The sequence below is a fragment of the Thermoanaerobacter ethanolicus JW 200 genome, assembly GCF_003722315.1.
GTDB classification, from domain to species: domain Bacteria; phylum Bacillota; class Thermoanaerobacteria; order Thermoanaerobacterales; family Thermoanaerobacteraceae; genus Thermoanaerobacter; species Thermoanaerobacter ethanolicus.
In genome coordinates, this window is record NZ_CP033580.1 from 1,435,909 (window position 1) to 1,449,464 (window position 13,556).

16 protein-coding genes are annotated in these 13,556 nt (G+C 34.8%); 15 read left to right on the forward strand and 1 reads right to left on the reverse strand.

What is annotated here, in order from left to right:
* Window positions 1-59 precede the first annotated feature (59 nt).
* Genes EB239_RS07040 through EB239_RS07055 form a run of 4 tightly spaced genes read left to right on the forward strand, consistent with a single transcriptional unit; the run spans window position 60 to window position 2,962 of the window.
* The gene (locus EB239_RS07040; RefSeq protein WP_003871507.1) at window positions 60-851 is read left to right on the forward strand and encodes a hypothetical protein; all 792 of its coding nucleotides are present in this window, start codon (window positions 60-62) and stop codon (window positions 849-851) included.
* 14 nt (window positions 852-865) lie between these two features.
* Complete coding sequence (locus EB239_RS07045) at window positions 866-1,219, forward strand: DRTGG domain-containing protein (RefSeq protein WP_003871508.1); 354 nt, start codon at window positions 866-868, stop codon at window positions 1,217-1,219.
* The gene (locus EB239_RS07050) at window positions 1,191-1,640 is read left to right on the forward strand and encodes an ATP-binding protein (protein WP_003871509.1); all 450 of its coding nucleotides are present in this window, start codon (window positions 1,191-1,193) and stop codon (window positions 1,638-1,640) included. Before EB239_RS07045 ends, EB239_RS07050 begins: the two co-directional genes overlap by 29 nt.
* An 8-nt stretch (window positions 1,641-1,648) precedes the next feature.
* Window positions 1,649-2,962, forward strand: a complete 1,314-nt coding sequence (locus tag EB239_RS07055) for a [Fe-Fe] hydrogenase large subunit C-terminal domain-containing protein (protein ID WP_003871510.1) — start codon at window positions 1,649-1,651, stop codon at window positions 2,960-2,962.
* 185 nt (window positions 2,963-3,147) lie between these two features.
* On the opposite strand, the gene EB239_RS07060 is transcribed toward EB239_RS07055, so the two are convergent.
* On the reverse strand, window positions 3,148-4,425 hold the full coding sequence (locus tag EB239_RS07060) for a transposase (protein WP_003869069.1): 1,278 nt from the start codon (window positions 4,423-4,425) through the stop codon (window positions 3,148-3,150).
* A 191-nt stretch (window positions 4,426-4,616) separates the two neighbouring features.
* Between EB239_RS07060 and EB239_RS07065 the strand changes: the two genes are divergently transcribed.
* The 11 genes from EB239_RS07065 to EB239_RS07115 all read left to right on the forward strand — a co-directional run bounded on the left by EB239_RS07065 (window position 4,617) and on the right by EB239_RS07115 (window position 13,543).
* Window positions 4,617-4,952, forward strand: coding sequence for a DRTGG domain-containing protein (locus EB239_RS07065; RefSeq protein WP_003870985.1), 336 nt, complete (start codon window positions 4,617-4,619; stop codon window positions 4,950-4,952).
* Complete coding sequence (locus EB239_RS07070) at window positions 4,949-5,653, forward strand: PHP domain-containing protein (protein ID WP_003870984.1); 705 nt, start codon at window positions 4,949-4,951, stop codon at window positions 5,651-5,653. Before EB239_RS07065 ends, EB239_RS07070 begins: the two co-directional genes overlap by 4 nt.
* Before the next feature lie 170 nt (window positions 5,654-5,823).
* Window positions 5,824-6,306, forward strand: coding sequence for an NADH-quinone oxidoreductase subunit NuoE family protein (locus EB239_RS07075; RefSeq protein WP_003870983.1), 483 nt, complete (start codon window positions 5,824-5,826; stop codon window positions 6,304-6,306).
* Between the two features lie 13 nt (window positions 6,307-6,319).
* Window positions 6,320-6,865 carry an ATP-binding protein gene (locus EB239_RS07080; protein ID WP_003870982.1) on the forward strand — a complete coding sequence of 182 codons (546 nt, stop codon included), beginning with the start codon at window positions 6,320-6,322 and terminating at the stop codon, window positions 6,863-6,865.
* A 2-nt stretch (window positions 6,866-6,867) separates the two neighbouring features.
* Complete coding sequence (locus tag EB239_RS07085) at window positions 6,868-7,233, forward strand: (2Fe-2S) ferredoxin domain-containing protein (protein WP_003870981.1); 366 nt, start codon at window positions 6,868-6,870, stop codon at window positions 7,231-7,233.
* A 15-nt stretch (window positions 7,234-7,248) separates the two neighbouring features.
* Window positions 7,249-9,039: an NADH-quinone oxidoreductase subunit NuoF gene (gene nuoF, locus EB239_RS07090; protein ID WP_003870980.1), complete on the forward strand. Its 1,791-nt coding sequence runs from the start codon at window positions 7,249-7,251 to the stop codon at window positions 9,037-9,039.
* A gap of 20 nt (window positions 9,040-9,059) precedes the next feature.
* A complete protein-coding gene (locus tag EB239_RS07095) occupies window positions 9,060-10,805 on the forward strand; it encodes an NADH-dependent [FeFe] hydrogenase, group A6 (RefSeq protein WP_003870979.1) in 1,746 nt (581 codons plus the stop codon).
* Between the two features lie 149 nt (window positions 10,806-10,954).
* On the forward strand, window positions 10,955-11,203 hold the full coding sequence (locus tag EB239_RS07100) for a DUF4321 domain-containing protein (protein ID WP_003870978.1): 249 nt from the start codon (window positions 10,955-10,957) through the stop codon (window positions 11,201-11,203).
* Between the two features lie 8 nt (window positions 11,204-11,211).
* Window positions 11,212-11,787 (forward strand): nucleoside triphosphate pyrophosphatase, encoded by a 576-nt coding sequence (locus tag EB239_RS07105; protein WP_003870977.1) that lies wholly within the window; start codon window positions 11,212-11,214, stop codon window positions 11,785-11,787.
* Window positions 11,788-11,821: 34 nt separating this feature from the next.
* Window positions 11,822-12,502 (forward strand): RadC family protein, encoded by a 681-nt coding sequence (gene radC / locus EB239_RS07110; RefSeq protein ID WP_003870976.1) that lies wholly within the window; start codon window positions 11,822-11,824, stop codon window positions 12,500-12,502.
* Window positions 12,503-12,523: 21 nt separating this feature from the next.
* The gene (locus EB239_RS07115) at window positions 12,524-13,543 is read left to right on the forward strand and encodes a rod shape-determining protein (RefSeq protein WP_003870975.1); all 1,020 of its coding nucleotides are present in this window, start codon (window positions 12,524-12,526) and stop codon (window positions 13,541-13,543) included.
* Window positions 13,544-13,556 lie beyond the last annotated feature (13 nt).

A 13,556-nucleotide genomic window follows, 5' to 3' on the forward strand; every position in this document is an offset into this window, starting at 1 on the left:
CCTATTAAAATTTTTAAAGGATTTTTTAAAGGAGTATAGTATAATATAAGTAAAGGTTTATGGTAAGGGTTGATAAAGAGATGAAAAACGAAAGAATGCTGGAAGTTTTAATTGTTGTATTAATAATTCCTCTAGTTTCTCTTTTAGCAGGTTATTTCATTTCAAAAGATATTGTAGAGCCTAACATTTCAAAAACAAATGACAGTGATAATCTTAAAGAGATGGTTGTTAAAGGAATTGACTTGTTTGAAGTTGTTTTAGGCAGCTATTCAGATTTTGATACTGCAAAGTATCAGGATGATTTAATGAAGATGAAGGGAGTTTATTCCTTTGTTAGTAAAGATTCTGACAAATATTTGTTAATAGGTGGAATATTTTTAGATAGAGAACAAGCTGCTTTATTTTCTTCTTCCTTAAAGTCTCAAGGCATTTCCAGTGAAGTATATGTAAAAAGAGGGCCTTCTATAAAAATTGCATATGACAAGAAATTAACATCAGAAATGGATGTTTTTATGAACAAATTACAAGATTTTCAACAAATTTTTGATTATATGTCGGCTCTTTCTTATAAGGCTTTTAATGACAAATTAGAAAAACAAGAATTAGAGCAATTAAAGAGAAAAGTAGATAGTTTTAAAAATAGTAAGGAGGATTTTGGAAAAGAAGAAGTGACAATACTAATACAAAAGACGATAAAAATTGTCGATAAAGTAACAAATGATATTAAAAAAATTGAAATATCAGCTGCTTTAGAAGATGGGAATACCTTTAGTTTATTGCAAGAAAGTTTATGGCAATCTTGTGAAGAATATAATACCTTTTTAAAGACAATTGTTACGCAGAACCAATAATGAGGTGTTAAGGTATGAAATTAAAAGAGGTAAAAGAAATTTTAAATGCAGAAGTTATGGTAGGGGAAGAAAAATTAGAAGAAGAAGTGTTTACTGCCTGTGGAGCAGACTTGATGAGTGATGTTTTGGCCTCAAAGGACGAAAAGGCTGTGCTTTTGACAGGGCTTACTAATGTGCAGGTTATAAGAACTGCAGAAGTAGTGGGAGATATTAAATGTATAGTGTTTGTAAGAGGTAAGACTCCGGGAGAGGACATATTGGAACTTGCTAAAAAAGCAGGACTTGTGATAATGAAAACAAGACATCCTCTTTATATTGCCTGTGGCCTTTTGTATTCTAATGGCCTTACTTGTAGAAGTGGTGAATGAAATGGTACTTTATAGTTTAGATTTTGATGTTAAAGCGAGAGATTTTGATTCTGCAGGAGAGGTTTCCAGCAATTTGAGAGCAGTGTTAAAACAGCTTTCCTTAAATCCAGATGTTGTAAGGAGAAGTTGCATAGCTTGTTATGAAGCAGAGATGAATATAATAATTCATTCTTATGGAGGTCACATGAAAATAGAAATTTTTGGCGATAAAATACGCATAACTGCAGAAGACACAGGTCCTGGAATAGAAGACATTGAACTTGCCATGAAAGAAGGATATTCTACTGCTCCTGAAGAGATAAGGGAAATGGGATTTGGAGCCGGCATGGGGCTTCCTAATATGAAGGAAAATTCGGATTTCATGGAGATAAAAAGCAGTAAAGAGGGAACAACTGTGGTGATGGAAATTTTATTTAAGTAGGTGATAAAATGTCATATTTTCACTCTGTGACATTAGATAAGGATAGATGTAGAGGGTGTACTAATTGCATAAAAAGATGTCCTACAGAGGCAATAAGGGTAAGAGATGGGAAAGCAAGGATTATAAATGAAAGGTGCATAGATTGTGGTGAATGTATACGTGTGTGCCCATATCATGCTAAATTGGCGGTAACTGATAGTTTGGATATGATGAAAAATTTTAAGTACAAGATTGCACTTCCTGCTCCTTCTTTATATGGACAATTTAGGGATTTAACTATTAATCAAATATTGAGTGCTTTACTGGATATAGGATTTGATGAGGTTTTTGAAGTAGCATATGCTGCTGAAATTGTTTCTAAGTTTACGCGGGAAGCATTGGCAAAAGGGAATTTAAAAAAGCCAGTTATATCTTCTGCTTGTCCTGCTGTTGTGCGACTTGTACAAATCAAATTTCCTTCTTTGATTGATAATTTATTGGATATATGTTCTCCTATGGATACTGCGGCAATATTAGCGAAAAAGGAGGCAATTAAAAAGACGGGACTAAATGAAGAGGAAATAGGAGTTTTTTTCATTTCCCCTTGTGCTGCAAAAGTGACAAGTGGGAAAAATCCTATTGGTATAGAAAAATCCAAAATTGATGGGGTTTTTTCTATGAAAGAAATATATGGCCTAATCATTGAAAAAGCTAAGACTACTGTTGTCAGAGATTTAAGCAAAGCTTCTATGATAGGTGTTGGATGGGCAAACTCTGGTGGAGAAGCATTTGGTACTTTTACAGAAAATAGTATTTATGTAGACGGGATACACAATGTTGTAGATGTTCTAGAAGAGATTGAATTAGGAAAATTGAACGATTTAGACTTTTTTGAAGGGCTTGCATGTATCGGTGGGTGTATTGGTGGACCTTTGACTGTTGAAAATAATTTTGTGGCCAAAAACAGAATAAGAAAACTGACGGAAAAACTTCCCAAAAGAGAAGAGCCTATGTTTGATGAGAAAGATATTGATTTTGAAGAGGTGAAATGGAAAAAGAAAATAGAAAAAAGTGAAGTTATGAAGTTGGACAAAGACATTTCTAAGGCGCTCGAAATGATGAAACAAATAGACACACAATACAAAGCCTTACCAGGACTTGACTGTGGTTCTTGTGGTTCACCTACTTGTAGGGCATTGGCAGAAGATATAGTGAAAGGTTATGCTACGGAATATGATTGCATTTTTATATTAAAAGACAAAATAAAAAATTTGTCTCAAGAATTAAATGAACTTGCAGGTAAAATTCCTCCAGTTTTAAGTGATAGGGATGTGCAAAATTAATTAAAATAATCATAATCAAAAACCAAAATATGTATTACATACAATATATAGTAATCAACACTGACAATCAAACATAAAGGAAGTGGTAAGGGAAAAGAAAAGACAAAAAGAGGAGCTAAAAAAGGGCATAAATATCCTGTAGAAGTCAAATGTTAAAAAATGGCATGAAATAGATTCAATAAAAATTAGGCCGATTGCATCAAAGCAACAAGAGATCTAAACTCATCATATTTGCCCAATTTAATAGCTACAATAGCGACAGTAAGCAAAGTAATATGGCCAAAAGTATTAAGGTTGCTCACAGAATTAATATTTCTAACATAAGCCTTTTCAAAATCCAGAGCTTTAAAGCGGGAATTATATCTTTCTGATTCAATTCTCAATTTGTAGACGGCCTTAAAATATAGGGAGTCTCTATTAATAGAGGACCTATAATCAGAAGATATAATAGCATACTTAGTACAGCCTCTATGCTTTTTGCCATTAAAATATTTAGGATGATTTATAGGGCAGGCAGAATCATCCTTAGAATTACAGAACTTGCAAACAAATTTTTGCTTAATAAAACCATCAAAATATTGCTTGCCATCTTTAAGCATTTTAATACCCGCTTCACAGACCATATAACCATCATCAGTCAGAGGGGGATTTTTAGAATTACGCTTGTTAAGAGGAATAAAGCAATGACCGTGGAGAATATTTCTAACATAATTATAAAGTTTCTTAACATCATAGCCTTTATCAGCAATAAAATTAACATACTTAAGGTTAAACCACTTATTAGTCTTCTCAAGCAAAGATAAAGCGGCTTCAAAATCAGGGGCATCAGCGGGGGTAGTAGTTTCAGCGATGGGTAAACCAGAGATAGCATCAACAATAATGTGATTTTTATAGCCCCAATAAAACTTATAGCGTTTATTAGAAGAATCGTTAGAAGCAGAATAAACGCCTAATTTACAATCCTTATCTGACTTAGGCTGATTATCTTTAGAGAATTTATTTTTAGAAAAAGACTTAGGGTTATTTAACTTAGTGTTAGCTTTAATAGGGGTAGAATCCATGGAAATAAACTCACCGGAGATAATACCCATATTTTTGAGGATATTGACCTGATTTTGAAAAATAGAGGTCAAATAATCATGAGAGAAGTCATTAATAAAACGGCGAAAAGTCCAATAAGAAGGAAGAGGTTTAGAAATGTCGAAGCCACAAAGATGAGCAATGATAAGATTATTGCGGAGATAATCTAAAAGGTCAGAAATTGTGCCGAATCTTTCAGCTTTCATGACAATAAAAGCTCTAAAAAGTGCATGGTGAGAATAACCCTTACGGCCAGGACTAGAGGAAGGGAATTCAGGTATTGAAGACAGGTCAAGATTTTCAAACATAGAAGAATAGAAATCAATTTTAGACTGAGAGGTAAAGAGTTCAGGTATATTTAAAAGCAATTGAAGCTGGTACATGTAGAATTTCCTCCTTCTTAAAAAATTTTTTATAGTGTATATATAATAATTCGACAAATGGGAGGGGAAATCCTACATAAAAGATAAAAAATTCAAGAGTGATAGGAAAAAAGTATGTCTGTAGAATGGCTTAAATTAAGGCTTCTGAATTTTGCACAAGTCTATTAAGTGAGGGAAAGGAGTGAAATGTTATGAGGATAAAAGTAGCTGATCTTGTCAACAGAGGATTTAAATTAGTTGCAGGGGGCAACGGAATTGACAAAGAAATTGAGGGGGTGTATATATGCGACCTTTTAAGTTGGGTTATGGCCCATGCAAAAGCAAAGAGCGCCTGGATAACAATTCAAACTCATGTAAATATCGTAGCAGTAGCTTTGTTGGCCGAAATAAGTTGTATAATAATTCCTGAAGATGCGAAATTAGATGAAGAAGCTAAGAAAAAGGCTGATGAAGAAGGCATCCCTATATTAAGTTTTACAGGGACTTCTTATGAAGCGGCAATAACTTTGTACGAGATGATGAAATGATGCTTTATTATGATTTGCACATTCATACGGCTTTATCCCCTTGCGCTTCTGATGATATGACTCCTAACAATATTGTCAATATGGCTTCTATAAAAGGACTTGATGTAATAGCTATAACAGACCACAACAGCGCAAAAAATGTGAAAGCTGTGTATAATCTTGGATTAAAAAAAGGCTTGATAGTAGTGCCTGGTATAGAGGTACAGACAAGAGAAGAGGTTCACATACTTTGTTATTTTTATTCAGTAGATGAATGTGCAAAATTTAGTGAAATTATTAACGAAAATTTGATAAAAATTAAAAATGAAAAAACAATCTTTGGGAATCAATTTGTAATGGATGAAGAAGATAATGTTATAGAAGAAATAGATTACTCATTGTTAATTTCGTCAAATTTGAGCATTAATGAAATTTTTGAATACATGGAGGGCAAGGGGGTAGCAGTCCCTGCCCATGTAGATCGGCCTTCCTATAGCATTGTATCAAATCTTGGATTTATTCCTAATATTAAAAATTTAACAACAATTGAGATATCAAAAGGTATTGTGACAGAAAATTTTTTACACTCATATCCTGAATATGGAAAATATAAAATTATAAGGTCTTCGGATGCTCATTATTTAGGAGATATTTCTGAAAGAGAAGAATTCCTACCATGCGAGTTTGGATTAAAAAGCATTGTAGATTGGCTTTATGGCTAATATTTTTTGTAATCCTACTAAATTAGTTGGGATTATCAGAAAATAAAAATTTTTTTATAAAAACTTGTTAAAAATTTAATAAAGTTATGATATAATATTAACGAATAGTGAACAAAAAGTTTACAAAAGATATGGGATATGAAATTTTTAATTCACAAGGAGGGAAATAAATGGAGACCTTATACCAAAAATTCGGTAAAGAGAAAGTAGAGAGGTTTAAAAAGGCTTTAGAGGAATTAAAAAATATCCCTGGCTCTTTGATTGCAATTATGAATGAGGCTCAAGAAATTTTTGGATATCTTCCTATTGAAGTTCAACTTTATATTTCAAAAGAAATGAATGTGCCTTTGACAGAAATATTCGGAATAGCTACTTTTTATTCAAGGTTTACCTTAAAGCCTTCGGGTAAATACAAGATCAATTTGTGTATGGGAACAGCTTGTTATGTAAGAGGAGCTGCAATGGTATTGGGAAAAATAAAAGAGAAATTGGGAATTCAAGTAGGCGAAACAACTCCAGACGGGAAATTTTCTTTAGAACCTACTAGGTGTCTTGGAGCTTGCGGATTGGCTCCTGTTATGATGATAAATGGTGAAGTTTTTGGAAGATTAACTCCTGATGATGTGGATGAAATATTAAGTAAATTTGAGTAAGAGTTTGATTGTTATGAAAGAATTAGCTCTTTATATATTAGATTTGTCACAAAATAGCATAAGAGCAGGAGCAAAAAATATTTATATTGAAATAAATATAGATACTTCAAAAGATATGCTTAAAGTATCTATAGAAGATGATGGATGTGGAATGAATGAAAAATTTCTAAAAAAAGTCACAGACCCTTTTATAACCACAAGAAAGGAAAGAAAAGTAGGACTTGGAATTCCCCTCTTTAAGGAGCTTGCCCAGCTGTGTGAAGGAAACTTTGAAATTCTTTCTGAGGAAGGAAAAGGAACAAAAATAATAGGTACTTTTAAACTTTCCAGTGTAGACCTTGTTCCAATAGGAGATATGGCTTCAACAATTGTATCTTTGATATTATCTGCACCAGAGGTCGACATTGTGTATAAATACAGCAAAGATGGCTATGAGTTTTTGTTTGATACTAAAGAACTCAGAAAAGTGCTAAAAGAAGTCAGTTTAAATGATATTAAGGTATTAAATTGGATAAAGGAATATGTAAAAGAGAATATGAAAGGTGATATGGAGGTGTAATAATGAAATCTATAGAAGAATTAGAAAAAATCAGGAAAGAGACATTGGAAAAAATCAATTTGAGAAAAGATAGGTCAGGCATAAGGATTGCCGTTGGAATGGCTACTTGTGGTATTGCGGCAGGAGCAAGGCCTGTCATGATGGCGATATTAGATGAGCTCAGTAAAAGGAATGTGACTGATGTAATTGTCACAGAGACTGGTTGTATAGGTATGTGTAAACTAGAACCTATTGTAGATGTTTATGTTCCAGGACAAGAAAAAGTAACCTACGTAAAGGTTGATGAGAAAAAGGCAAGACAAATAGTTGTTGAACATGTTATAAATGGTCATCCAATCAGAGAATGGACTATTGAAAATTACGAATAGAGGAGGGGAAATAGCATGCTTTATAGGTCACACGTAATGGTATGTGGTGGTACCGGATGTACATCTTCAGATTCTGATAAAGTAGCAGAGCGTTTTACAGAGGAAATAAAAAAGGCTGGTCTAGATAAAGAAGTATTAGTTGTTAGGACAGGATGCTTTGGTCTTTGCGAATTGGGACCAGTTGTTGTAGTGTATCCTGAAGGAGTTTTTTATAGCAGAGTTAAACCTGACTATGTTCCTGAAATTGTAGAGGAGCACTTGCTAAAAGGAAGACCTGTTAAGAAATATCTCTATGGAGAAAGTGTAACGGAAAAAGCTATAAAGCCATTGGAAGAGACTCCTTTCTTTAGAAAGCAAAAGAGAATTGCTCTTAGAAATTGTGGTATTATCAACCCTGAAGATATAAGAGAAGCAATTGCTTTTGATGGATATAGGGCTTTAGCAAAGGTTCTTACTCAAATGACTCCAAAAGAGGTTATCGAAGAGGTCAAAAAATCCGGATTAAGAGGTAGAGGTGGCGGTGGATTCCCAACAGGTGTAAAATGGGAATTTGCTTACAACCAAAAAGAAACTCCTAAGTATGTAGTCTGCAATGCCGATGAAGGCGACCCTGGTGCTTTTATGGATAGAAGCATATTGGAAGGAGACCCTCATAGTGTTTTAGAGGCTATGGCAATAGCAGGATATGCAATTGGAGCAAACCATGGATATATTTATGTAAGGGCAGAATATCCTTTGGCAGTAAAAAGGCTTAAAATTGCTATTGAGCAGGCTAGAGAATATGGTCTTTTAGGAAAAAACATATTTGGGACAGGTTTTGATTTTGACATTGAGATAAGATTAGGAGCAGGTGCTTTTGTCTGTGGAGAAGAGACTGCACTTTTAAATTCAGTAATGGGAAGAAGAGGAGAACCAAGACCAAGACCGCCATTCCCTGCTGTAAAAGGTGTGTGGGATAAACCAACGATTATAAATAACGTAGAGACATTTGCTAATATTCCACCGATTATCTTAAATGGTGCTGAATGGTTTTCAAGCATTGGTACAGAAAAATCGAAGGGAACAAAAGTTTTTGCCTTAACTGGTAAAGTAAACAACACAGGTCTTATTGAAGTTCCAATGGGAACTACTTTGAGAGAAATTATATACGAAATAGGTGGAGGAATACCCAATGGGAAGAAATTTAAAGCTGCTCAAACAGGAGGACCTTCCGGCGGATGTATTCCTGCAGAGCATTTAGATACACCAATCGATTATGATTCTTTAATAAATGTAGGTTCTATGATGGGTTCAGGTGGGCTTGTTGTAATGGACGAAGACACCTGTATGGTTAATGTTGCAAAATTCTTCCTTGAGTTTACAGTTGATGAGTCTTGCGGGAAATGTGCGCCTTGTAGGATTGGTACAAGAAGGATGCTGGAGATTTTAGAAAAGATAACTTCTGGTAAAGGTGAGGAAGGAGACATTGAAAAATTAGAAGAACTTGCTAAAACTATTAAAGCTACAGCTTTATGTGGACTTGGACAGACAGCGCCAAACCCAGTTTTATCTACAATTAGATATTTCAGGGATGAATACGAGGCCCATATAAAGGAAAAAAGATGCCCAGCTGGTGTATGTCAAGCATTGTTGAGATTCTATATAGATCCAGATAAATGTAAAGCTTGTGGAATTTGCGCTAAGAATTGTCCTGTCAATGCGATTTCCGGAAAACCAAAGGTACCTTATGTAATTGACCAAGACAAATGTATCAAGTGTGGTACCTGTATTGAAAAATGTCCATTTGGCGCAATATACAAAAAATAATTGAGGAAGGAGTGTAAAAGATGGACAAAGTTCGTGTTACGATAGACGGCATCACTGTAGAAGTCCCCTCCCATTACACGGTATTGGAAGCAGCAAAAGAAGCAGGCATAGATATTCCTACACTGTGTTACCTCAAGGAAATTAACCAAATTGGCGCTTGTCGTATATGTGTAGTTGAAATAGAAGGAGTTAGAAATTTACAAACCTCCTGCACTTATCCGGTATTTGATGGTATGAAAGTGTATACAAATACACCTAAAGTTAGAGAAGCACGGAAATTAAATCTTGAGCTTATACTTTCAAATCATGATAGAAGTTGTTTGACTTGTATTAGAAATACTAACTGTGAGCTTCAATCATTGTCTAAAAAATTAGGAGTAGATGAAATAAGGTTTGAAGGAGAAAATATAAAGTATTCTATAGATGATGCTTCTCCTTCTGTTGTAAGGGACCCAAATAAGTGTGTACTTTGTAGAAGATGCGTGGCAGTATGCTCACAAGTTCAAAACGTATTTGCTATTGGAATGGTAAATAGAGGATTTAAAACAATGGTAGCACCTTCTTTTGGCAGAAGTTTAAAAGATTCTCCTTGCATAAGTTGTGGCCAGTGTATCCAAGTGTGTCCTGTAGGAGCTATATATGAAAAAGACCATACAAGAAGAGTTTACGAGGCTTTAGCAGATGAGAAAAAATATGTGGTAGCTCAAACAGCCCCAGCTGTAAGAGTAGCATTAGGTGAAGAGTTTGGTATGCCTATAGGAAGTATTGTTACAGGAAAAATGGTAGCAGCTTTGAGAAGAATGGGTTTTGATGCGGTATTTGATACGGATTTTGCAGCAGATTTGACTATAATGGAGGAAGGTTCGGAACTTCTTGAAAGGCTTAAAAATGGCGGAAAACTTCCTATGATAACTTCCTGCAGCCCTGGTTGGATAGCTTTTTGTGAAAAATATTATCCAGAATTTATAGACAATCTTTCAACTTGCAAGTCTCCTCACATGATGATGGGGGCATTGGTAAAGAGTTATTATGCAGAAAAGAAAGGGCTTAATCCTGAGGATATATATGTAGTATCTATTATGCCATGTACAGCTAAAAAATTGGAGATTGAAAGACCAGAAATGCAGCATAATGGCATAAAAGACGTGGACGCTGTTCTTACGACAAGAGAATTAGCGAGAATGATAAAAGAAATGGGCATTGACTTTGTAAATCTTAAAGATGAAGAATACGACGAACCTCTTGGAATGTCTACTGGTGCAGGAGTGATATTCGGAGCTACAGGTGGAGTTATGGAGGCAGCCTTAAGAACAGTTGCAGATATTGTAGAAGGGAAAGACTTAGACAAATTTGATTATGAAGAAGTTAGAGGTTTAGAAGGTGTAAGAGAGGCTACTATAAGAATAGATGGTATGGACGTAAAAGTTGCCATAGCAAATGGAACAGGAAATGCGAAAAAACTTCTTGACAAAGTAAAAGCTGGCGAGGTAGAGTATCACTTCATAGAGGTAATGGGCTGCCCAGGAGGATGTATAATGGGAGGCGGTCAGCCGATCCACAATCCCAATGAAATGGAAAAAGTAAAAGAATTAAGAGCGAAGGCTATTTACGAAGCAGATAAAAACTTGCCTATCAGAAAATCTCACAAAAATCCTGCAATACAAAAACTTTATGAAGAATTTTTGGGCAGTCCTTTAAGCGAAAAGTCTCATCACTTGCTCCACACTCATTATTCCAAGAAGGAATTGTATCCTTTGGTAAAATAAATTTAATTAATAGTAAAGCTTCCAATACTTTATTGGGAGCTTTACCATTTTTTTATTTTAAAGTTAGTTATAGAAATGTATATAATTTGTGATATAATAAAAAAGAATGGTAGTTTATGAGGACAATACAACTTAAGGAGTGAAAGAAATTGAGAAGAGGCAAAAGTCCTTGGACATTGGTATTTTTAATTGTCGTAGGACTAATTTTAGGAGGTTTTTTAGGGGACCTATTGGCACATTTTTTTAAAGAATTAGCTTATCAACAAATAATAGGTATGAGCAATCCTCTTACTTTGGATCTGAATTTTATTAAATTTTCCTTTCTATTATCTGTTAAGATAAACATAGGGACTGTAGTAGGATTAATTCTTGCAATATACGCTTATTACAAAATGTAGGTGATAAAATGAAAATTGTCCTCGCTTCTAAATCGCCAAGAAGAAGAGAGTTACTTTCAAATTTAGGACTCGACTTTGAAGTGATCGAAAGTAATGTGGAGGAGTTTTCAAATGAAAAGCATCCTTCAAGATATGTTATGGATTTATCTTTTAATAAAGCCATGTTGGTTGCTAAAAAATTAAAGGAAGAAGCTATAGTAATTGGTGCTGATACTATTGTAGTAATTGAAGATAAAGTTTTAGGAAAACCAAAGGATAGAGATGAAGCCTATATTATGCTTAAAAGCTTACAAGGAAGAGTTCATACAGTATATACAGGAATTACTATTGTTAGGACTAAAGATTTTAAATATGTAAGTGATTTTGAAGAGACAAAAGTTTGGATTAAAAAATTACAAGATGAGGAAATATTTAATTATATAGATACTGGCGAATGTTATGATAAAGCGGGAGCATATGCTATACAAGGATTTGGTGCTCTTATTGTTGAAAAGATTGTAGGAGATTATTTTAATGTGGTAGGTCTTCCAATTTCAAAACTTTTTGATATTTTAAAAAGAGAGTTTGATGTGAGGTTACTTTGAAAGGGTGAAAGTATTGGGCAAGGATGCGAAAATCATGATAAAAGACTTGCCTTATGAGGAAAGACCCAGAGAAAGACTTATAAAACATGGAGCTCAAGTATTGTCAAATGCCGAATTGATAGCTATAATAATAGGGACAGGAAGTAAAAGAGAAAGTGCGATTACTTTAGCGCAAAGGCTTATAATGGAAGATAGAGGGCTTAAATTCATTGTAGATTCAAGCGTAGAAAAGCTTGCCAGCATAAAAGGAATTGGTGTAGCTAAGGCAGTAAAGCTAAAAGCTGCAGTAGAATTAGGACGCAGAATGATGTTATCTACGGGAAGTGATAGTTTCACAATAACATCGCCAGAAGATGTCATAAATTTGATGATGGATGAAATGAGGTATTTGACGAAAGAGCATTTTAAAGTGATAATGCTTAATGTAAAGAATAAAGTTATTGCAATAGAGACTATATCTATAGGTAGTTTAAATACTTCCATTGTGCATCCAAGAGAAGTATTTAAGGCTGCAATTGAAAGGTCATCTTCCTCTATAATTCTTGTTCACAATCATCCCAGTGGAGACCCTACTCCTAGCAGAGAAGATATAGAAGTGACAAAAAGGCTGGTAGAAGGGGGAAATATACTGGGTATAAAAGTTTTAGATCATGTTATAATTGGGGATGGGAGAGGTATAAGTCTTAAAGAAAAGGGGTATTATGAGTTTGAATAAAATAGGAAGGAGTATACGCAGATGAGAGGATTTTCCAGAGATATTGGAATTGATTTAGGTACTGCCACAACTTTGGTATATGTACAAGGTAAGGGAATTGTTTTAAGAGAGCCATCCGTTGTGGCGATGAGGACAGATTCGAAGACAATTCTTGCAGTTGGAGAAGAAGCAAAAAAGATGGTAGGTAGAACTCCTGGAAACATAATCGCTATAAGGCCTATGAGAGATGGTGTAATAGCTGATTTTGATATAACTAAGGCTATGTTGGATCACTTTATAAGTAAAGTTAATCCAAGAAAAGGATTATTTAGGCCTAGAGTTATAGTTGGTATACCTTCAGGGGTTACGGAAGTAGAGAAAAGAGCAGTTATTGAAGCAGCTTTACAAGCAGGGGCGAAAGAAGCTCATACAGTAGAAGAGCCTATGGCTGCAGCAATTGGTGCAGGTCTTCCTGTTGAAGAACCAACTGGCAGTATGGTTGTAGACATAGGCGGTGGTACTACAGATGTGGCTGTAATTTCTCTTGGAGGAATTGTTACCAGCAAGTCTTTGAGAGTTGGCGGAGATGAAATGGATGAAGCCATAATCAATTATATAAAGAGAGAATATAACCTCATGATAGGAGAAAGGACTGCAGAAGAGATAAAGATACAAATTGGTTCAGCTTTTCCAAAGGATAAAGAAGAAACTATGGATATAAGGGGAAGGGATTTGGTGTCTGGGCTTCCAAAAACTTTAAAGATTACTTCAACTGAGATTTTGGAAGCTTTAAAAGATCCAATATCTAGTATAATTGAAGCTATAAAGATGACTCTTGAAAAGACTCCACCAGAGCTTGCAGCAGACATCATGGACAGAGGAATTATGTTAACAGGCGGTGGTGCTCTTTTGAGCGGCATAGACAAGCTCATAAGAGAGGAAACAGGAATGCCTGTACAAATAGCTGATCAGCCAACGGATTGTGTGGCACTTGGAGCAGGGAAAATTTTAGAGGAAAGTTCCCTCTTTAGGAGAGTTTTAAGTCCGGCAAGTAGAGCTTGAGAGGTGTTATTGG